The sequence below is a fragment of the Hyphomicrobium sulfonivorans genome (assembly GCF_013306565.1).
In the GTDB taxonomy this organism is placed as follows: Bacteria; Pseudomonadota; Alphaproteobacteria; order Rhizobiales; family Hyphomicrobiaceae; genus Hyphomicrobium_A; species Hyphomicrobium_A sulfonivorans.
The window spans coordinates 38,753-59,029 of sequence record NZ_PZPO01000004.1; the positions used below are offsets into that span (position 1 = coordinate 38,753).

Consider the following 20,277-nt stretch of genomic DNA (forward strand, 5'->3'; position numbering starts at 1 on the left):
TCGGCTGTGCGCAATCCGAGGACCCTGTTTGTGATTGCCGATTGTTTACCTACCTTACCGGGGTGGGCACGTTTCGCATAACCAGAAGCGGGCAGCTGTGCGCGGGACTGAGCAGAAGAAATGAGCATGGGCGACCGGCAGGAGACAGGTTCGGGCGATGTTGGCGTCGGCGGCAAACGTCGGCGTCCGCGCAGCAAGGCCTTTTTCTATCTGCGCGGCGCGATGCTGTTTTCGGCGTTGCTGCTGCCGATGGCGTCCCTGCTGCCGCTCGGCTGGCTCTGGCTCTGGGAGCGAGGCTGGGCACTTTATTGGATGGCCGCCGCCTTTCTTCTCAGTCTGCTGGCGTTCTCGGTGCAGGCAATCCTGTTGCGCCGCTCACTTGAGAAGACACCGGAGGCGCAATTCGCCGCTGAGGCCGAAGTGCAGTCCGTCGCGCCTGATCCGTCATGGACCGTGCGCGAGCAGGCGGCGTGGACGGCCGTCGAGGCCATTGCCGCTTCGGTGAAGCCGGCAGAGCTGACCGACCGCGATGCGGTGCTGAACCTTGGCCTGCGGACCATCGAGGCGGTCGCGCGCCAGATCCATCCGCAGGATCGCGACCCGCTGTGGAAGTTTACAATTCCTGAAGCCCTGGCTCTCGTTGAGCGGGTCAGCGGCGATCTGCGTCCGTTTGTGGTCGAGAATATTCCGCTTGGCGATCAGCTCACGGTTGGCCAGGTGATGAAGGTCTATGGCTGGCGTTCGGCCATCGGCGTTGCTTCGAAGGCTTATGACCTCTGGCGTCTCATCCGGTTGGCAAATCCAATCACGGCGGCGGCGCAGGAAGCACGCGAGCAGATTACCAAACATCTCTATGCCAACGTGAAAGATCAGCTCGCGCGCCAGCTTTCCACCGCCTATGTGCGTGAAGTCGGTCGTGCTGCGATAGATCTTTATGGTGGACGGTTGCGCGTTTCCGAGACGCAGCTTTCTGGCCATGTAAGCGCCTCTACGCTGCGCGATCGCAGCCGGGAACTGACGCGCGCCGAGCCGCTACGCATTCTGGTGGCGGGGCAGGCGGGAGCGGGTAAATCCAGCCTCATCAATGCGCTGTCCAAGGAGGTCCGCGCCATCGTCGATGCGCCGGGCGGGACGCGCAATTTTCAGGCCTACGAGGTGGAGCTGCAAGGCCTTAGCGGCGCAATGGTGATCGACAGTCCGCGCGTTGGCGCCAGCGAAAAGGAGCAGCAGAGTTTCGCCGATCGCGGCAGCGACGCCGATCTCATCGTGTGGGCGATCTCGGCTGATAAAGCCGACGGACGTCTTGATCTGGCCGCCCTCACAGGAATCCGCAAGCATTTCACCGGCCGGCCGCATCGCCGCCAGCCGCCGATCGTTGTCGCACTCACCCATGCCGACCGGTTGATGCGCCGTGTGCCGCTGTCCAACGACGACATCGATCTCACGGAAACAGGCGTCGTTGAAATGGTGCGCAAGGTGGCCGAAGGCCTGGGTGTGCCGAAAAACGATGTCGTGCCCGTCAGCCTTGCACCACAATTTCCGCCCTACAACATCGAGCAGCTGTCGCAGCGCATCGCTGCGCGTGTGCCCGACGCACGGCAGGCGCAGTTGTTGCGGCTGATGGAAGATGCCGCGCCCCGGTGGAGCGCCAAACGGCTTGCGGGGCAGGCTGGCAATGCGGCGCGAACGGCGGCGCGGACCATGCTGCCGCGCGTGTTCAAACGTAAGTAGAATAGCCTTTGCTGGATTGAGGTTGGAAACGCGCTAGCACAGCGCCGCGCGCTCCGAGCATCAACGCCGCAGTCTGCGGGCGGCACCAAGCCCAAACAGAAATGCCGTGGCGACAGTTTGCAAAGCGCCGAAATAATCGACCGCGTTGTGCGCCTCGTCATCAACGGCCTGAGCGATATTCTGTGCGGGTGTGTTGTGATCGTGCTGATATTGATGAAAGCGATCAACGATCCACGGCACCGAAATCGCCAGAGCGCCAAAGATACAGAATGCTCCGGCGAGAGCTGCAACAGCGCCAAGTTTGCCCAGTTCGGGTTCCAATAAAAGATAAGCGGCCAGAATGCCGAGGATCAGCGCTGTGAGAAAGAAGACGCAGGCGATCACCGTCCAGGTGATGCGCCGGGATACGTTCTCGATGGCGGTATGTGTCGCGCGGCTTGCGGCATAGAGAACGGCGTCGCCGATCATTTCAGTCTCCGAACTCGTTTAGACCATGATTGCTTCGGACCCTGTCAGTCCGAAGCGTCAATCATGGGTCTCATCAAAGGCTAGAGCAGCGTCGCTTTTCAAAGAGAAGCGATTACGCTCTAGCGCCGGGCCAGCAGGGCGAGCACAAAGCCGATACCGACAGCGATGCCGGCAGACTGCAACGGCTTGCGGCGGATGTGATCGGCAACGCGATCATATTGCTCCTGTGCGACGGCCTGTGCGTGCTCGACGGTCTCGTGGATTTTGTCCTGAGCCGCATTGGCTGCGCCGCGAATGTTGCGTTCGGCCTCAGCGCCGAATTTGTTTTCAGAATAGGAAGCCATGGTTGCTCCTGTCCGTTGAATGAGGTTGGGGGCGATCGCGCTTAGCGCGTCATGAAGAGACCAATAACGAAACCGACACCCGCAGCGATCAACGCCGCCTGGGTCGGGTTCTTGCGAATGGCGGTCTCAACGTCGCCGAGCTTTTCCTTCGCCTTGTCCTGCACCTGCTCCATGTTGGCCCCGAGCTGCTCCGAAGCCAGACGTTTAACGGAATCGGCCAGACTGGCGATGTCATCGCGCAGCGACTGCAAGCTATCGCTGGCGTCTGCGGCGGCCGAACGGTCGTTCGGATCGTCGGGTGAGCGATTGGACGAAAACTGCATGGACAACCTCCTGTTGCCGGAATTTACCGGCGGCAAACACCATAACTGAAAGACCTTCGCAAAACGTTGGCGGTAACATCCCGGTTCCGCGAGCCCGGGTTTTGTCTGGTGGGGTGTGCGGACGCCGGTGAGGAACCGATCAGTCAACCGCAACGTTCAAATGCACACCGATTAAACAGGTAATCTGGTTGTCCGCTCCCGTTGGGGCTGACGCGGAAGAGGAGCCGAGTCCCATGGCGAACACTGCAAAACACGCAGAGTACGAGGCGAAAAACACCGCAAGCGGTAAGGCAACGCAGGCCGGCTCAGGCGGCGCAGAAAGTGCTGAAACGATCGCCGATCTGCGCGCCAGCCTCGCATCACTCGCAAACGAAGTGTCAACGATTGTGGAGCAGCGCAGCCGGGCAGCGGCGTCGGCGGCGGCCGAAGCGGTGAAGCCCCATGTGGATACTGTTCAGCAGTCGATCCGCAGTCAGCCTGTTATCTCGATGGCGCTGGCCGCAGGCCTCGGTGCGCTGCTTGCAGTGGCATTGGTTCCGCGCGCACCGCGTCAAAAGACTTTGCGTGAGCGCTGGGTGCCAAACGTGACGCGCGCCGACCTTAACAATCTAGCGGATCAGCTCAGCAGCGCGGTTTCCCGCCTGCATGTGCCATCAATGCCCTCGATGCCCGACACGTCGTCGTTTGAACGGGTGCTGTCGAAGTTAGCGCATGCCGATCCGACCGGGCCAATGAGCAACGCGTTCGACAAGATCGCTGAATGGGCGCTCGGTGCACGGAAAAAGGTAAATGGAAACGGTCGAAAATAGTTACAATTGATCCGATCGTGGCCGTTAACCCGGGCTCCGTCTCTGATGCCATAGCATAGCTTTCCAGACCGTCGCGAAAGCAAGCGTTGCATGGCGCTACGGTGCGGTGAAGGTGAGGGCCATGGGTGATACCAACGTGCTGATGGCACAGGAGCTGAGCGAAGCGCCGACAGCCGTTTTTCAGCAGCAGCAGGCATTGGCGGCGCCATTGGCGGAACTGATGGCGCGCCTCAACAGCCGTCCGCCGCAGGTGGTGGTAACGTGCGCGCGCGGCAGCTCGGCCCACGCCGCCGCATTCGGCAAGCATCTGATTGAGCGTTATGTCGGCCTGCCGGTTTCTCCGGCGGCGCCCAGCATCGCCAGCATTTATGGCGCTGGCCTCAAGCTCAAGGATCAAATGGTGCTTTCTGTTTCGCAGTCCGGGCGCAGCAGCGATCTGCTGGCACTGACGGAGAGCGCGAAAAAATCGGGCGCACTGACGGTCGCGATCACCAACGCTGAAGACTCCCCGCTGGCAGATATGTGCGACATCGTGCTGCCGATTTGCGCCGGGCCGGAACGCAGCGTCGCTGCAACGAAAACGTTCATCGCCACGGCGGCTGCACTGGCCCGTCTGACCGCGCAATGGTCGGGCGACAAACACCTGCAATCGGCGCTTGATCGCTTGCCGGAACGGCTCGTTGAGGCGGCAGCCCTGGACTGGAGCACGGCGCTGCCGTCACTGGCTGAAGCGCCGAGCCTTGTCACCATTGGGCGCGGCTCAACTCTCGGCATAGCGCGCGAAGCGGCGCTGAAGCTGAAAGAAACCTGCAGCCGCCATGCGGAAGCCTTCAGCGGCGCGGAGTTCATGCACGGCCCGGTATCGCTGGTTGAGGCCGAATATCCCATCATCATGTTCAAGCCCACCGACGCCGCTGCGCCGGGCATGGATGAGCTTGCAATCAAGCTTCGGCGAATGGGGGCGGAACTGTTCGTCGCCGAGCCGGGTGAAAAAGCGCCTGGCCGGCTGCCCGTTTTGCCGCCCGATCAGCCCGAAACTGACGCCATCTGCCTGATACAATCGTTCTACGCGATGGCGGTGGAACTTGCGCAGCGGCTAGAGATTGATGTCGATCGGCCGCGCCATCTCAACAAGGTGACGAGTACGCTATGACGAAAAATGCGCGCCATGCTGTTGCCGCTCCCAATGTCTTCGATGGTGTCGCCGTTCTTCCCGACCACGCCGTTGTGATCGAAGGCGCGCACATTGCTGATGTGGTGCCGACGGATTCGCTGCCGTCGTCTATGCCCGTGCTGGAGCTTGGCGGCGATACATGGCTGGCGCCGGGCTTCATCGACGTGCAGGTGAATGGCGGCGGTGACGTGCTGTTCAACGATGCGCCTTCCGCTTCCGCCATCAACACGATCGCAGCCGCACATCGCCGCTATGGCACCACCGGCATTCTGCCAACGCTCATTTCCGACACACACGACAAGATGTGCGCCGCCATGCTGGCCGCACAGGCTGCGGCGGCTGACAATCCGAGCGTGCTCGGCATCCATTTTGAAGGGCCGTTTTTGTCGCCGGGAAAACCGGGCGTGCACAATCCGCAGATGTTCCGTAAGCCCGACGCCGCCGACCTGGAACTACTGACGGGCTGGCCCGCAGGCAACGTGCTGGTGACGTTAGCACCCGAGCAGGTGCCGCTGGAATTCATCGCCGCATTATCGCAGGCGGGTGTGCGCGTTTCGCTCGGGCACTCGATGGCAACCTACGATGAAACGCAGGCGGCGCTGCAATCCGGCATGACCGGTTTCACGCATCTGTTCAACGCGATGCGCCCCATCGGCAGCCGCGAACCCGGGCCCATCACGGCCGCGCTGGAAGCTCCGGCCGCATGGTTCGGGATGATTGTCGATGGCGTGCACGTAAACCCCGAAGTATTGCGGCTTGCGCTGCGCGGTTACGGACACCCGATGCTGGTGACCGATGCAATGCCCCCGGTTGGCGGCAAACGGCGCAGCTTCACGCTCTATGGCAATGAGATCACGGTGCGCGATGGCCGTTGCACGCGCGAGGATGGAACGCTTGCTGGCGCGGCAATCGATATGGCGAGCTGTGTGCGCAATACCGTGCGCGATCTGCATGTGCCGCTGACGAAAGCGCTATGTTTTGCCTCAACGGAGCCGGCGGAATTTCTGGGGCTTGGAACCGTGTTGGGGCGCCTTGCTCCAGGCTTCCGCGCCGACATGGTTGCGTTCGAGCCCATCGAAGTCGATGTGCTGGAAACATGGGTCGCCGGCGTTCCGAACGAGATGGCGGAGCAGGAAGCCGCAACGGGTTGACGGAGGCACAAGACGTGCGGGCAGATGCTATGGCATGAGCCATGCCGCTGCTTCGATACAGCTTGCGACTACGGCATGGGCGCATTAGCGGCGTGCAAAACCGCGTGTGCCCGCTGCGCGTTCGTGCTCCCATCCGAACACCGAACGACCTTCCAGTTCGATGCTGGCAGAGCGCTCCTGCGCTACGAACGCATCAAGTGACGGTCCGCTGACAGCACCTTCCAGCAAGCGCGCCTGCGCATCCAGCCGACGCAGCGCAGCCATCGTTTCGTCGTTGCCGAGCCGGGCGCGCTCTACCGCACTTTTGAGCACGCGCAGGGTTTCGTCATAGACCTTCACCTGCACCGGGAAGGGATGTCCGTCCTTGAGCGCCGCGCCTGGGCGACGGTCAATAAGGATGATGGCGACGGCAAAAATCCGGGCGGTTCGGGTCGGGGCAAATCGACTGGCCGGCCCGCAGCGCGTAAGGGCGGCAGCCTGGGCGGCAAGGCTTCTGCGGCGCGCCAACCATCGCCAGCGGGATCGGCTGCGGCCCGTTCAACTTCCGCTAAAAAGGCCGCCGCAACTCGCAAGCGCCGCGCGGCCGCTTGACCGCGGGCCAGTCAGCCGCCATGTGTTCAGCAGCCCGGCACGCCAGCCCATATCTGTTTGGAATGCCGCTTTGTTGAACGTCATGCGGCTGCCTCTGGCTGCTCAGGCACCGCGCGCGAAGGTAAGCCATGGCCGCGCCGCTGATTGTATCCATCCCGCACACGCTTTCGCGTGAAGAGGCCGTTCGCCGCTTGCGTGAGGGGATGCATAATCTGCCGCAAAGCAATCTCGTCGCGGTCGACCCGCAACCCTGGAGCGGTGACCGGATGGCGTTCACGGTGCGTGCGCTGGGGCAATCGGTGCCCGGATCGCTTGAGGTGCTGGATCAGGCGGTGCGGATCGAAGTGATGCTGCCGGGCCTGCTGCAAAAGCTGTGGGAGCCGCTGAAGACTGTTCTGCTCGGGCGCACCAAGGCCCTGCTTGAGAAGAAATAGGCGACAGGCGATCGATCTCAGCGCGGCAGAAGCCTGGCGGTGATTTCAATCTCGACCGCTTCACCGATCAACTTCGGGTAGGCCGTCATCTCAAAATCAGACCGGTGGATGTGTGTGCTTGCCCGCAACGTGCGCGCGCCGGAAGGCTTTGGCTCCGCCAGATGCACATCCAGCAGCACCGAGCGTGTGATGCCGCGCACCGTGATCAGGCCGCTCATCTGCGCCGTTGTTTGGCCGGTGACGCGGAGATCGGTGCCGCGAAAGTTGATGTGCGGGTGATGCGTGATGCTGAAGAAGTGCGGCCCGCGCAGGGCACGCATCGCCAATGTGGAATCAGCCTGCAGCGATGCGGTGGGTACGCTTGCTTCGACGAAAGTCGCTTCCGGCCGGCTGTCGTCGATGATGGCCGTTCCCGTCACACCGCTGAACCGGCCATGTCCCTTGGAGAGCGGCGTCCGATAGAAAAAGCGCACGTCGGTGCTGCTGGCATCGAAAACGTATTGTGATTGGCGCTGGTGCAGGGTTAGCTTCGGTGTCTGCAAGGCTGGCGAGTGGGCCTGCCTCAGCGGCCACCCATGCCAATGCGAGAACGGCTGGAATTGCGAAAGAAATGCCCCGTCCGGTCACGGTGGATCTCCTCGATACTGCTAGACGTACATCTATGGTCTCGGCTCGCGCTAAGCTGGCAGCGGCCGTCAGGCCTTAACTTTAGAGCGATCATCGGTGCATGTTGTTGCGGTTCTGCTACATGCCCACGGGAAATGGCACTGCCGTGCTAGCCTTGCCGTGCGGCCGCCCAATATTGGCGGCACAATCGAAGCTCGATTTGTTGAGGGGATGAGGATTCATGCGAACAGCATCGACCCTAGGCGCCGCCATCGTAGCTGTTGCTCTGTTGGCGTCTCCGGCGTTGGCGTTCGACGTGCAGCAGAGCGGCGGGCACGAAGGCAGTGGCTCGGCAAACTTTGCGCCGGACGTTGGCGGCGGTTCGTCGGGCGTCAGCATTGATACGGACCTGCGCAGCCAGCTTGGCCTGGCCGAAAGCAAGGCTGCCGAGGGCACGGCACGTACTGGGCTGCAGTTCAGCGGCGACATGTACCGCGGTGCAAGCCGGCTTAACCCGTCCAGCATGGGCTTTGACGAGCGTCCGTGGGTGGTTCCGCGCAGCCGCGCCGGACGAGACTGACCATCGTGTGCGCGTTCATTGGGATGACGATCGCTTCCTGACTAACACTCAAATGTTGCTCAACGGCCGGTCCTCGCCCGGCCGTTTTTTTATGTGCGGGTGGGGAGGTGCGCCGGGACGCCATCACCCGCCGCCGCTGGCGCCGCCGCTGGCATAAAACTCGATTGCGAGCAGGCCGAGGCTGACAGCAAACCCGGCCGCCGGCACCCAGATTGGAACCGTGAAGCAGCCTTCCGGAGCCGGCACGCGGTCCAGCTTCAGCTTGAGAAGCGCGGCGTTGACGAAGGCAAACACTACCAGCGTCACGCGTGAGCTGGCTTCGGCCAGCTTCTCAATCGGGAATGCCAGCGCCAGGGCCAAGACCAGCACCACAACGATTGCGGTTGCGAGAACCGGCGTATGGGTTCGGCCATTCACCGCTCCCAGCCAGCCAGGCAGCAGACCCTGCGAGGCCATGCCGTAGATGACGCGTGAGCCCATGACCATAAACACAACGATGCCGTTGATCGTCGCCGCGATGGCGATGGCGGTGATGACGCCCGGCGGCGCGCCGGTGACGCGTTCGTAGACCAGGCTTAGCGGCGCGTCGGAGGATGCCAGTTCGGTGTGGGGTACGGCGATCAGCGCCACCCATACAACCTTCATGTAAAGCACGGTGACGATCACCAGGGTGAGGAAGATGGCGCGCGGCAACGTTTTCGCCGGGTCCTTCACTTCCTCGGCCAGATTGGCCAACCCCTCAAAGCCCGTGAAGGCGAAGAACGCCAGCAGCACCGCGCCGAATATGCCGGACATCACCTTGGCGTCGCCAAGGCCGTGCCATGCCTCGGGCAAACGCTCGAACAGTTCCGGCGTGTGAAAGGCGGCGCCGATTGCAATGATGAGCACAAGACCGCCAGCCTCGACGATGGTCATCGCGCCGGCGAACGTCACCGATTCCTTGATGCCCCATGCCGTCAGCGCGCCCAGCAGCACCACGACGGCGGTGACGATGGCCGCTGATGGGATGTCCAGAAACACCGATATGTAGCCAGCGCTGCCGCGGCTGACCGTTGCCGCGGAAATGACGGCGATGGCTACAACCAGCAGCCCCACGAGGCGCGCCAGCATGTCGGAGCGCAGGCCAGCCCGCACGTAGGTTGCTTCGCCGGCGCTACGCGGCATGCGCGAGGAAAGCTCGGCAAACGCCGCGGCGGAGGGCACCATCACCAGTGCGGCGAGTAGAAACGATAAAGGCGCATGCGCTCCGGCGCGGGCCACGGCGGGCGCGATAAGCACATAGATGCCCGCGCCGATGGTGACGCCTAGACCGTAAAGAACGCTCAGGGTTAGCCCAAGGGACCGCCGCAGCCGGGGTTCGGATGGGCTGGCTGTGTCGGGTGCGGTCTCGCCTGCCAATAGTTTCTCCGTCGGTGCTCGTTGCAGCGGGTGCAATTTCTTCGACAAACTATAGCGATGGCGGCCTGATCACGGTGATATTTGTTTCCGGCGGGGCTGACGCATATCATTGTCACCCAGAGGCCGGAGGCTATGCGTAGCGGCGCAGCCGCCTTTTCGCTGATGCTGTTCCCGTCAGTCGTAACCGACATGGCACGGGCAACAAGCACAGCCATGGTCTGCAAACAGAGAGGTCCAGAAATGCGTTTTCACCTTGCAGCGATAGCTCTTGTTACGATGTTTCTGGCAGCGCCTGCACATGCAGCCTTGAAGACCGGCGCGGCTGCACCGGAGTTTTCTGCTCGCGCATCCTTGGGCGGCAAGGAGTTCGATTTTTCGCTTGCGGATGCGCTGAAGAAAGGGCCGGTGGTGCTATACTTCTATCCCGCCGCCTTCACGCGCGGATGCACGCTTGAGGCACATCTGTTTGCCGAAGCGATGGACGAGTTTGCAGCGCAGGGCGCAAGTGTCATCGGCATGAGCGGTGACGACATCGAAACTCTGAACCGCTTTTCGACCAGCGAATGCCGCGGCAAGTTTCCGGTTGCTTCCGATGCCGACCGCAAGATCATGCAGGCTTATGATGCGGTGATGCCGCATCGGCCCGAATACGCCAATCGCATTTCCTATGTCATCGCCCCCGACGGCCGCGTCATTCTCGAACACACATCACCCGATGCGCACGGCCACGTCGAAAAGACGCTGGAAGCGGTGAAAAAGTGGAAGTCGGGGCAGGCAAATTAACGGATTTCGCGCCGCTTTGGAGCGGTGCGGTTGAGCGGTTGTGGCCGGAGCGGCACTCGATCTGCGAAGCCATAAGCAGTCATAATTTTGCGATCTGGCCAGCTATAGGTTTCGCAATGCTGCGAACGGCCATAGGTTTTGACCAATCTTGAAGCGTGGGCTTGTCGACTGCCGCTCCGGTCGCATAGGTGGTGCGCTTCCAATCGAACAGAACGAATGTCGAAGAGGGCAGAATGGCGATTTACGCGTGCCAGACTCCGGGTGGCTCTATCGAAGTGACAGAGCGTGGCCACGGGCAGATTGCAATTTTCGTTGATGAGCTGGGCGAAGTGACCGCAATCGATCTGCCGGCGGAGCAGGCGGCAGATCTGGCCCGCGCCATTCTCGCGCATCTGGAACAGAAGGCGACCAGCTAGACCGTGATCGCTTCGGATCGTTACATCGGAAGCGCAAATCAGCCCGAAATAAAAAAGCGCCCCGTTACGGAGCGCTTTTGTTTTTTGCATCGATGTGCGTCGCGCGACCGCTAAGCACGTCGCGCCGCGATCAGGTCGTCAGCTCTTTTGCTGGGCCGGTTTCAATCGGCAGGCTTTCATCGGCGCCCCATTCGGCCCAGCTGCCATCATAGACAGCGGCCTGGTTCTGACCGAGAACCGCCAGCGCGAGCGACAGGATGGATGCCGTAACGCCCGATCCACACGTGGTGATCACTGGCTGACGCCAGTCGATGCCGGCATCAGCGAAGATCTTGCCGATTTCTGCTTCAGTCTTCAGCGTTCCATCGGCGTTGATCAAAGTCTGCGAAGGCACGCTGCGGGCGCCCGGAATGTGGCCTGCACGCAGGCCGGGCCGGGGTTCTGCTTCAGCGCCTTCGAACCGTGCCGCAGGGCGGGCGTCGACAATCTGCGTGCGCTTTTTCAAAGCCTGCTTGATGTCGTCAACATCGCGGATCAGCGATGAGTTCATCAGCGGCGTGAAATGGCGCTCAGTACGCCGAACAGGCGTGCCATCTTCCAGCGGACGGCCTTCCGCCTTCCACTTCTTCAGACCACCATCGAGCACGGCGACATCCTCGTGGCCCATCGCGCGGAATGTCCACCACGCGCGCGCGGCCGAGAACAGCCCGTGGGTGTCATAGACCACGATGCGCATGCCATCGCCCACGCCCATCTTTTTCATGCGCGAGGCGAACTTCACCGTCGAAGGCAGCATGTGGGGCAGTGTCGATTTTTCATCCGTCAGATCGTTGATGTCGAAGAACATCGCGCCGGGAATATGCTCGGCGAGATACTCAGCCTTGGGATCGCGGTTTGCCGTCGGCAAGTGCCAGCTTGCGTCCATGACGATCAGATCCGGGGCATCGAGATGCGAGGCGAGCCAATCGGTATCGACGATCCACTTCTTCGCACTTTCCTGCACGTTGCCCTCTCTTTAGACGAGTTTGAGAATTCGGTTCGGACCGTTCGGTGACGGCGCCAGCTAGCGACATAGGGAAAAGCGACAGAACCGGCAAGGATGCAAGCTGCGCTTTAGGCTGCGTTCGCTAGCCGCTGGCCGTAACATCGGGAAGCATTCCGTTATCGTGCATCAGCCAACCGGGCACCGGCAGAGCCTTTTCTTGCAGGAACGCCGGATTGAACAGCCGCGACATGTAACGGGTGCCGCTGTCGCACAGCATCGTCACGATAGTGTGACCGGGCCCCAGATCTTTCGCCAGGCGGATGGCTCCAGCGACATTGATGCCGCTGGAGCCGCCGAGGCACAACCCTTCCTCCTTCGTCAAAGCAAAGAGGACGTCGAGCGCTTCGGCGTCGGAGATGCGATAGGCGGTGTCGATTGGGGCGCCTTCCAGGTTGCGGGTGATGCGGCCCTGGCCGATGCCTTCGGTGATGGAGGAGCCCTCGGCCTTCAGTTCGCCGGTGGTGTAATAGGAGTAGAGCGCGGAGCCGTGCGGGTCGGCCAGGGCAATGCGCACGTTGGCGCTTTTGGCTTTCAGCCCCAGTGCAACCCCGCCGAGTGTACCGCCCGAGCCGACAGCGGCGACGAAGCCATCAACCTTGCCATCGGTGCCGTCCCAGATTTCAGCCGCAGTCGTGTCGCGGTGGATATCGCGGTTGGCGACGTTATCGAACTGGTTGGCCCAGATGGCGCCTTTGGGCTCGGTGGCGGCAAGGGCCTCAGCAAGGCGCTCGGAATACCTCACGTAGTTGTTCGGGTCGCGGTAGGGCACAGCCGGAACCTCTACAACCTGAGCCCCCAGCATCCGCAGCGCGTCCTTTTTCTCCTGCGACTGGGTGACAGGGATGACGATCACCGTCCTGAGGCCGAGAGCGTTGCCGAGCACAGCCAGCCCGATGCCGGTGTTGCCGGCGGTGCCTTCCACCACTGTGCCGCCAGGTCGCAGGCGTCCGCTGTTCATCGCATCTGAGAGGATGCCGAGCGCGGCGCGATCCTTGACGGAGGCGCCGGGGTTCATGAACTCGGCTTTGCCCAGAATGGTGCAGCCAGTGACCTCGGAGGCGCGGCGCAGGCGAATAAGAGGGGTATGGCCGACGGCAGCGACCACATCTGAGGCAGGTTGCAACGGGGGGCTCCGTTAAGGATAGGCTTCAACCCTATCGGCAGGATCAGAACGCCGCAACCGGTGGGATAGGGCGGGGCAGGGCGCGGCGCATGGCTCGCCGCCATCGGTGGCGGTTGCTGTCATTACCCCATTTACCATTCTTTTGCTGCGGCACCTCAAATCACCCCTGAAAGGGCGTTGCCTTTTGCAGCGCGCGCCAGATATACATGCGGCCGATCGATCCCGACAGCCCAGAAACTCGCTTCTGGCGAGAGGTCCGGCCTTGCGCCGAGCCTGAAGGCGGGGGCGACGCGCGGGCGTGGCGGAATTGGTAGACGCGCTGGATTTAGGTTCCAGTGCCGCAAGGCGTGGGGGTTCGAGTCCCTCCGCCCGCACCACGCTCCCGGCAGCAGGAATTCAAGCGGCCCCCGTCGGCTGATACGAGCAGGTTGGAGAAAAATGCAGATTACCGAAACCAGCAGCGAGGGTCTGAAGCGGACTCTGCAGGTTGTTGTGCCGGCAGGCGAGATCACCAAGCGTTTTGACGATCGCCTGGAGCAGATGAAGGATCGGGTGCAGCTCAAGGGCTTCCGCAAGGGTAAGGTTCCTGTCGCTCACCTGAAGCAGATGTATGGCCGCTCGGTCATGGCTGAGGTTGTGCAGGAGGCTGTTCGCGACAGCTCCAATCAGGCGCTGGCCGACAAGAAGATGCGCCCCGCCATGCAGCCCGACCTGAAGCTGCCGGAGGATGAGGCCGAGATCGAGCGCGTGCTCTCCGGCCAGGCCGATCTGTCGTATTCGATGAGCTTTGAAGTTCTGCCGCCGATCCCGCTGACGAACTTCGAGGATCTGAAGCTCGAAAAGTTCGTGGCCGATGTTGACGAAGAGTCCATCGATAAGGCCGTCAGCGAACTGGTCGACCGCAGCGTAACCTTCACCACCGAAGAGGGCCGCGTTTCCTCGACGGGCGATCAGGTAACGGCTGATTTTGTTGGCAAGATCGACGGCGAAGCTTTCGACGGCGGCACCACGGAAGATGCCGTGATCGTGCTGGGTCGTGGCAACTTCATCCCGGGCTTCGAAGAGGGTCTGACGGGTGTGAAGGCTGGCGACGAGAAGGACATCACCGCGACGTTCCCGGCCGACTATCCGGTTGCCGAACTGGCCGGCAAGGAAGCCATCTTCTCGGTGAAGGTGAAGGAAATCGGCGCGCCGGTACGTCCGGAAGTCGATGAAGAATTCGCCAAGTCGCTGGGCGCTGAAAGCCTCGATCAGCTCAAGGAATATCTGCGCGAGCGGATCGGCAACGAATATGCCGGCGTGTCGCGTCAGAAGCTGAAGCGCGATCTGCTGGATCAGCTTGAAGAGCGCCACGACTTCGAACTGCCGCCGTCGCTGGTTGAGGCCGAGTTCAACGGCATCTGGGGCCAGCTTGAGGAGAACCTCAAGCGTTCGGGCAAGACGCTGGCTGACGAAGGCAAGACCGAGGAAGAGGCTCGCGCCGAATATCGCAAGCTTGCTGAGCGCCGGGTGCGTCTTGGGCTGGTGATCGGCGAGATCGCTGAGAAGAACGAGCTCAAGATCACGCAGGACGAAATGCGTCGTGCGCTGATGGAGCAGGCCCGTCGCTTCCCCGGCCAGGAAAAGCAGGTCTACGAATACTACGAGAAGACCCCGGGTGCGCTGGCTGAGCTGCGCGCGCCGATCTTCGAGGAAAAGGTGGTCGATTTCATCGTTGATAAGGCGAAGCCCATTGAGCGGAAGATCCCCCGCCAGGAGCTGTTCGCCAAGCTCGACGAACTCGACAGCTAAGCTGGTCGCGATTGAGCCAGGCTCACTGGGTCGGGCTCAGTTGCAAGGCCTCAGCTAAGGAAGGCGAACGGCGGGTTTTGCCTGCGCGCTTTGCCCTTACAGAACAGCGATGGAGAGCCGCGGGGCTCTCCATTAAGGCGTCAGCATTCTCCCCCGGATGCGTGATCCTTTTGCAGTTTGCCGCCTGAGGTCGCGCCCCTTGGGGCTTGCGCGGGCGGGCGGCACTGCCCAAGAAAGACACTGCAAGGTCGGCGTGATTCGTCCGCCACCTCCCCGAATTCAACAAAGGAAATGGGCCATGCGCGATCCGGTCAGCACAATCACGAACACCTTCTGGCCGATGGTGGTTGAGCAGACGAACCGCGGCGAGCGCGGCTACGATCTGCCCTCGCGTCTGCTCAAGGAGCGCATCATCTTCGTGACCGGCCCGATCGAGGACCACATGGCTGCATCGATCTGCATGCAGCTCCTGTTCCTTGAAGCGGACAATCCGAAGAAGGAAATCTCCATGTATATCAACTCGCCGGGCGGTGTCGTCACGGCGGGCATGGCGATCTACGACACGATGCAGTTCATCCGTCCGCAGGTTTCCACGCTCTGCATCGGTCAGGCTGCGTCGATGGGTTCGCTGCTCCTCTCTGCGGGCGCAGCAGGTATGCGTTTTGCGCTGCCCAACGCTCGCATCATGGTTCACCAGCCTTCAGGCGGCTTTTCCGGTCAGGCCTCGGATATCGAGCGCCACGCCGAGGACATTATCAAGATGAAGCGCCGGCTGAACGAGGTCTACGTGAAGCATACCGGCCAGCCTTACGAGATGATCGAGCGTACGCTGGACCGCGATTACTTCATGACGGCCGAGCAGGCTCAGGAATTTGGCATCATCGACAAGGTGCTGACTGAACGGGCGGCTGCCGAGACTGCGGCCGAAGAGCCCAAGAGCGCCAGCTAAACCAGATCTGCCGGCAGGTCAGCGGGCTGCGGTGCCATTGCCGCACTTGCCCCGCTTGGCAAGGGCAGCCATGCTACCCATCTGTCCCCTCCCAAGGGGGCAGACCAAGGGGTTGAGATGGTGCGCCGCGGTAGCCCCAGGCTTGCCATCAAACGTCGCCATAAATCTGTGGCAATCGCGTCGCTGCGGGGTAATCGGGACCATTATCCGTTAATCCAATCTTGATCTACGGAACGCTAGCGTGCTGAGATCAATGTAATGGACTCGGGTACCGCTTCCTCAGGTGGGACGAGACAGGAATCTTCCAAGGCGGGCGCCGGCTGATCCAGCGCTCGAGCGACCCGAGGAGAGGTAAGACAACCGAGATGGCTCAAGAGAAAAACACTCTCTATTGCTCGTTTTGCGGCAAGAGCCAGCATGAGGTGCGCAAGCTCATTGCCGGCCCGACTGTGTTCATCTGCGATGAATGCGTTGAGCTGTGCATGGACATCATCCGGGAAGAGAACAAGAACACCCTGGTGAAGTCGCGCGACGGCGTGCCCACTCCGCAAGAGATTTGCGCGGTTCTGGATTCGTACGTGATCGGTCAGTATCACGCCAAGCGCGTGCTCTCGGTGGCCGTGCACAATCACTACAAGCGCCTGAACCACGCTTCGAAAAACAACGACGTCGAACTCGCGAAGTCGAACATCCTGCTGGTCGGCCCGACCGGCTGCGGTAAGACGCTGCTGGCCCAGTCGCTGGCGCGGATGCTGGATGTTCCGTTCACGATGGCCGATGCCACGACTCTGACCGAGGCGGGCTATGTCGGCGAGGATGTCGAGAACATCATTCTGAAGCTGCTGCAGGCCGCCGATTACAACGTCGAGCGTGCGCAGCGCGGCATCGTCTATATCGACGAGGTCGACAAGATTTCCCGCAAGTCCGACAACCCGTCGATCACCCGCGACGTGTCGGGCGAGGGCGTGCAGCAGGCACTGCTGAAGATCATGGAAGGCACCGTTGCCTCCGTGCCTCCGCAGGGCGGCCGCAAGCACCCGCAGCAGGAATTCCTGCAGGTCGACACGACCAACATCCTGTTCATCTGCGGTGGCGCCTTTGCCGGCCTCGACAAGATCATCTCGCGTCGTGGCAAGGGTACCTCGATCGGTTTCGGCGCGACGGTGAACGACGCAGAAGAACGCCGTATGGGCGAGATCCTGCGCGAAGTTGAGCCGGAAGATCTGCTGAAGTTCGGTCTCATCCCCGAATTCATCGGACGTCTGCCGGTCATCGCCACGCTGGAAGACCTCTCCGAGGATGCGCTGGTTGAGATTCTGTCCGAGCCCAAGAACGCGCTCGTGAAGCAGTATCAACGCCTGTTCGAGATGGAAGACGTGAAGCTGTCGATCACCAACGATGCGCTGAAGTCGGTGGCCCGCAAGGCTATTGAGCGCAAGACCGGTGCCCGTGGCCTGCGCTCTATCATGGAAGGCATCCTGCTCGACACGATGTACGATCTGCCCTCGATGAAGGGCGTGGAAGAGATCGTCATCGGGCCGGAAGTGGTTGAAGGCAGTGCGCGGCCGCTTCGGATCTACTCGGAGCGGGCCGACGAGAAGGGTTCAAGCGCTTCGTGATCGGAGCACTGATGCTTGAGCCGCTCCGCCCGTGGGATGGTGGAGTTTTCCCGGACGATACGGCGCCGTCGCGGTCTTGTCCGCGCGGATAGCCCTTGATCCAGAGGCGGCAGGCACCCATTTTTCTTAGCGTGCCGCCTTCGGATTGTTGTGAGATGTCGAAGGCGGTGAGTTTTCACAGGCTCGTGCGGCGTCCGCCTCAAAAGTGCCCGGGCATGCGTGCCAGATGTCCGGATCGAGCGTCGAGAAGGTGAGGGGAAACTGCAATTTCTCCGACAGCACTCGGCGCAGGAGCAGGCGGCCAGATAGGTAGCGAAATGGGCGACGACACCAACACCGAAGAAAAGACCGCAGGTAAGGGCCTTTACCCTGTCCTTCCGTTGCGCGACATCGTCGTGTTCCCCTACATGATCGTGCCGCTGTTCGTTGGACGCGATAAGTCCATCAACGCGCTCGAAGAGGTGATGCGTTCCGACAAGCACATCCTGCTTGCCGCGCAGAAGAACGCTGGCGATGACGATCCGGCGACTGATGCCATCTATCCGGTTGGTACGTTGGCATCGGTGCTGCAGCTGCTGAAGCTGCCGGACGGCACCGTGAAGGTGCTGGTCGAGGGCACCTCGCGTGCGCGCATCATCAACTACACCGAGAACGCCAACTACTTCGAAGCCGAGGTTGAGCCGGTTGACGAGGCTGTCGGTGCCAAGGAAGAGATCGAGGCGCTGGCCCGTTCGGCTGTGACGCAGTTCGAGAGCTATGTGAAGCTCAACAAGAAGATCTCTCCTGAGGTTCTCGGCAACGTCGCGCAGATCGAGGACTACTCGAAGCTGGCCGACACGATCGCCTCGCACCTTGCGATCAAGATTGCCGACAAGCAGGAAATCCTCGAGACGGCAACGATCTCGGAGCGTCTGGAGCGCGTCTACACCCTGATGGAGAGCGAGATCTCCGTGCTGCAGGTGGAGCGCAAGATCCGTTCGCGCGTGAAGCGCCAGATGGAGAAGACGCAGCGCGAGTACTATCTCAACGAGCAGATGAAGGCGATCCAGAAGGAGCTCGGCGATAGCGACGAGCGCGATGACATCGCCGAGTTCGAAGAGAAGATCGAGAACACCAAGCTTTCGAAGGAAGCCCGCGACAAGGCCCTGGCTGAGCTGAAGAAGCTCAAGCAGATGAGCCCGATGTCGGCGGAAGCCACTGTCGTGCGCAACTACCTCGATTGGCTGCTGTCGATCCCGTGGGGCGTCAAGGGCAAGGTCAAGAAGGATCTCGACGAGGCGCAGAACGTTCTCGACGCGGAGCACTATGGCCTCGACAAGGTCAAGGAGCGCATCCTTGAGTATCTCGCCGTGCAGGCGCGCACCAACAAGCTGAAGGGGCCGATCCTGTGCCTCGTCGGACCGCCCGGCGTAGGTAAGACCTCGCTCGGCAAGTCGATCGCGAATGCGACCGGACGCGAGTTCGTGCGTATGAGCCTTGGCGGCGTGCGCGACGAAGCGGAGATCCGTGGACACCGTCGCACGTACATCGGCTCGATGCCCGGCAAGGTCATCCAGTCGATGCGCAAGGCGAAGCGCACCAATCCGCTGTTCCTCTTGGACGAGATCGACAAGATGGGACAGGACTTCCGCGGTGACCCGGCAGCGGCGTTGCTGGAGGTGCTGGATCCGGAGCAGAACGGTTCGTTCAATGACCATTACCTCGAGGTCGATTACGACCTGTCGAACGTGATGTTCGTGACGACGGCCAACACGCTGAACATTCCGCCGGCCCTGATGGACCGTATGGAGATCATCCGTCTTGCCGGTTACACCGAGGACGAGAAGATCGAAATCGCCAAGCGCCACCTCATTCCGGGGCAGCGTCAGGCGCATGGTCTCGAAGTTGCCGAGTGGACGGTTGGCGATGATGCAATGCTGCAGCTCGTCCGTCGCTACACCCGTGAGGCGGGCGTGCGCTCGCTTGAGCGTGAAGTTGCAAAGCTCGCACGTAAGGCGGTGAAGGAAATCATCACCACCGAAAACAAGACTGTGCACGTTACGGCTGAGAACCTCGAAAACTATCTCGGTGTGCCGAAGTATCGCTACGGCGAGGCCGAGCTTGAGGATCAGGTCGGCATCGTGACCGGTCTTGCGTGGACGGAAGTTGGCGGCGAGTTGCTGACGATCGAAGGCGTGATGATGCCCGGCAAGGGCAAGATGTCGGTTACTGGCAACTTGCGCGACGTGATGAAGGAAAGCATTCAGGCGGCGAATGCCTACGTGCGTTCGCGGTCGGTTGATTTCGGCATCCATCCTTCGCTGTTCGAGAAGAAGGACATCCACGTGCACGTGCCGGAAGGCGCGACGCCGAAGGATGGTCCCTCGGCCGGTGTCGCGATGGCTACGACCATCATCTCGGTGCTGACGGGTATTCCGGTGCGCAAGGATGTCGCCATGACCGGCGAAATCACGCTGCGTGGCCGCGTGCTTCCGATCGGCGGATTGAAGGAGAAGATGCTGGCTGCTCTGCGCGGTGGCATCAAAACCGTCATTATCCCTGAAGAGAACGTTAAGGACCTCAGCGAGATTCCGGACGAGATCAAAAACAAGATCGACATCGTGCCGGTGGCTCGCGTCGACGAGGTTCTGAAGACGGCACTCGTCAGGCTGCCGGAGCGTCTTGTGTGGGACGAAGCGGCGGAAGCTGCTGCGGTGAAGGCCGAAGAAGGCGCTGCCGCCTCGCGCGTCACTGCACATTGATATCTGCGCAATTGCACACATCCCGTCGCTCGCCGACGGTGTGATGCACAACTAAAGAGCCCCGCGCTTCGGCGCGGGGTTTTTCATTGGCGTCATGTGCAGGTCAGAGCGCGCATTTCCCCATGTTTTTCGGGAAAATTGGCGCCTTTTCCCACTTGACGCGGCTTTGTATTGGGCGCTTCTCTGACCCCACTGTTGCGG

General features: G+C 61.5%; 19 protein-coding genes, 1 tRNA gene and 2 pseudogenes. 14 read left to right on the forward strand and 8 right to left on the reverse strand.

Features of this window, described 5'->3' with window-relative positions:
* Positions 1-126 precede the first annotated feature (126 nt).
* Positions 127-1,731, forward strand: a complete 1,605-nt coding sequence (locus C6Y62_RS08505; protein WP_210258033.1) for a GTPase family protein — start codon at positions 127-129, stop codon at positions 1,729-1,731.
* Positions 1,732-1,791: 60 nt separating this feature from the next.
* Here the strand turns inward: C6Y62_RS08505 and C6Y62_RS08510 are convergent, their stop codons facing one another.
* The 3 genes from C6Y62_RS08510 to C6Y62_RS08520 all read right to left on the reverse strand — a co-directional run bounded on the left by C6Y62_RS08510 (position 1,792) and on the right by C6Y62_RS08520 (position 2,866).
* A complete protein-coding gene (locus C6Y62_RS08510) occupies positions 1,792-2,199 on the reverse strand; it encodes a hypothetical protein (protein WP_173953596.1) in 408 nt (135 codons plus the stop codon).
* Positions 2,200-2,318: 119 nt separating this feature from the next.
* Positions 2,319-2,543, reverse strand: coding sequence for an ElaB/YgaM/YqjD family protein (locus C6Y62_RS08515; RefSeq protein WP_068458893.1), 225 nt, complete (start codon positions 2,541-2,543; stop codon positions 2,319-2,321).
* Positions 2,544-2,584: 41 nt separating this feature from the next.
* Positions 2,585-2,866: an ElaB/YgaM/YqjD family protein gene (locus C6Y62_RS08520; RefSeq protein WP_173953597.1), complete on the reverse strand. Its 282-nt coding sequence runs from the start codon at positions 2,864-2,866 to the stop codon at positions 2,585-2,587.
* A 233-nt stretch (positions 2,867-3,099) separates the two neighbouring features.
* Here C6Y62_RS08520 and C6Y62_RS08525 point away from each other — a divergent pair, with 233 nt between their 5' ends.
* The 3 genes from C6Y62_RS08525 to nagA all read left to right on the forward strand — a co-directional run bounded on the left by C6Y62_RS08525 (position 3,100) and on the right by nagA (position 6,000).
* Entirely contained in the window at positions 3,100-3,675 is a 576-nt protein-coding gene (locus C6Y62_RS08525; RefSeq protein ID WP_173953598.1) for a hypothetical protein, read from the forward strand.
* A gap of 121 nt (positions 3,676-3,796) precedes the next feature.
* Positions 3,797-4,828: an SIS domain-containing protein gene (locus C6Y62_RS08530; protein WP_173953599.1), complete on the forward strand. Its 1,032-nt coding sequence runs from the start codon at positions 3,797-3,799 to the stop codon at positions 4,826-4,828.
* Positions 4,825-6,000 carry an N-acetylglucosamine-6-phosphate deacetylase gene (gene nagA, locus C6Y62_RS08535; protein ID WP_173953600.1) on the forward strand — a complete coding sequence of 392 codons (1,176 nt, stop codon included), beginning with the start codon at positions 4,825-4,827 and terminating at the stop codon, positions 5,998-6,000. Before C6Y62_RS08530 ends, nagA begins: the two co-directional genes overlap by 4 nt.
* 84 nt (positions 6,001-6,084) lie before the next feature.
* On the opposite strand, the pseudogene C6Y62_RS08540 reads toward nagA, so the two are convergent.
* A pseudogene (locus C6Y62_RS08540) lies at positions 6,085-6,366 on the reverse strand (DUF763 domain-containing protein); the annotation flags it as partial.
* On the opposite strand from C6Y62_RS08540, the pseudogene C6Y62_RS16415 reads away from it, so the two are divergent.
* A pseudogene (locus tag C6Y62_RS16415) lies at positions 6,367-6,591 on the forward strand (plasmid stabilization protein); the annotation flags it as partial.
* A gap of 128 nt (positions 6,592-6,719) precedes the next feature.
* The gene (locus C6Y62_RS08545; protein ID WP_068458940.1) at positions 6,720-7,025 is read left to right on the forward strand and encodes a polyhydroxyalkanoic acid system family protein; all 306 of its coding nucleotides are present in this window, start codon (positions 6,720-6,722) and stop codon (positions 7,023-7,025) included.
* A 17-nt stretch (positions 7,026-7,042) separates the two neighbouring features.
* Here C6Y62_RS08545 and C6Y62_RS08550 read toward each other — a convergent pair whose 3' ends face one another.
* Positions 7,043-7,567 carry a YceI family protein gene (locus C6Y62_RS08550; protein ID WP_246274527.1) on the reverse strand — a complete coding sequence of 175 codons (525 nt, stop codon included), beginning with the start codon at positions 7,565-7,567 and terminating at the stop codon, positions 7,043-7,045.
* A 305-nt stretch (positions 7,568-7,872) separates the two neighbouring features.
* Here C6Y62_RS08550 and C6Y62_RS08555 point away from each other — a divergent pair, with 305 nt between their 5' ends.
* Positions 7,873-8,211, forward strand: a complete 339-nt coding sequence (locus C6Y62_RS08555) for a hypothetical protein (protein WP_157066516.1) — start codon at positions 7,873-7,875, stop codon at positions 8,209-8,211.
* A gap of 123 nt (positions 8,212-8,334) precedes the next feature.
* Here the strand turns inward: C6Y62_RS08555 and C6Y62_RS08560 are convergent, their stop codons facing one another.
* Entirely contained in the window at positions 8,335-9,609 is a 1,275-nt protein-coding gene (locus tag C6Y62_RS08560; RefSeq protein ID WP_173953603.1) for an APC family permease, read from the reverse strand.
* A gap of 240 nt (positions 9,610-9,849) precedes the next feature.
* On the opposite strand from C6Y62_RS08560, the gene C6Y62_RS08565 reads away from it, so the two are divergent.
* Together C6Y62_RS08565 and C6Y62_RS08570 are read left to right on the forward strand one after the other, a co-directional pair.
* A complete protein-coding gene (locus C6Y62_RS08565) occupies positions 9,850-10,392 on the forward strand; it encodes a peroxiredoxin (RefSeq protein ID WP_173953604.1) in 543 nt (180 codons plus the stop codon).
* A 233-nt stretch (positions 10,393-10,625) separates the two neighbouring features.
* Positions 10,626-10,808: a Rieske (2Fe-2S) protein gene (locus tag C6Y62_RS08570; RefSeq protein WP_068458944.1), complete on the forward strand. Its 183-nt coding sequence runs from the start codon at positions 10,626-10,628 to the stop codon at positions 10,806-10,808.
* Between the two features lie 130 nt (positions 10,809-10,938).
* Here the strand turns inward: C6Y62_RS08570 and sseA are convergent, their stop codons facing one another.
* Complete coding sequence (gene sseA / locus C6Y62_RS08575) at positions 10,939-11,811, reverse strand: 3-mercaptopyruvate sulfurtransferase (RefSeq protein WP_173953605.1); 873 nt, start codon at positions 11,809-11,811, stop codon at positions 10,939-10,941.
* A gap of 124 nt (positions 11,812-11,935) precedes the next feature.
* Positions 11,936-12,976, reverse strand: a complete 1,041-nt coding sequence (locus C6Y62_RS08580) for a cysteine synthase A (protein ID WP_173953606.1) — start codon at positions 12,974-12,976, stop codon at positions 11,936-11,938.
* Positions 12,977-13,268: 292 nt separating this feature from the next.
* On the opposite strand from C6Y62_RS08580, the gene C6Y62_RS08585 reads away from it, so the two are divergent.
* From C6Y62_RS08585 to lon, 5 genes are all read left to right on the forward strand, one after another.
* Positions 13,269-13,353 (forward strand) — tRNA-Leu (locus C6Y62_RS08585).
* A 61-nt stretch (positions 13,354-13,414) separates the two neighbouring features.
* Positions 13,415-14,767: a trigger factor gene (gene tig / locus C6Y62_RS08590; RefSeq protein ID WP_068458947.1), complete on the forward strand. Its 1,353-nt coding sequence runs from the start codon at positions 13,415-13,417 to the stop codon at positions 14,765-14,767.
* Between the two features lie 298 nt (positions 14,768-15,065).
* Entirely contained in the window at positions 15,066-15,716 is a 651-nt protein-coding gene (locus C6Y62_RS08595) for an ATP-dependent Clp protease proteolytic subunit (protein WP_173953607.1), read from the forward strand.
* A gap of 365 nt (positions 15,717-16,081) precedes the next feature.
* Complete coding sequence (gene clpX, locus C6Y62_RS08600) at positions 16,082-17,335, forward strand: ATP-dependent Clp protease ATP-binding subunit ClpX (protein WP_068458949.1); 1,254 nt, start codon at positions 16,082-16,084, stop codon at positions 17,333-17,335.
* Positions 17,336-17,652: 317 nt separating this feature from the next.
* Positions 17,653-20,076: an endopeptidase La gene (gene lon, locus C6Y62_RS08605; protein ID WP_173953608.1), complete on the forward strand. Its 2,424-nt coding sequence runs from the start codon at positions 17,653-17,655 to the stop codon at positions 20,074-20,076.
* Positions 20,077-20,277 lie beyond the last annotated feature (201 nt).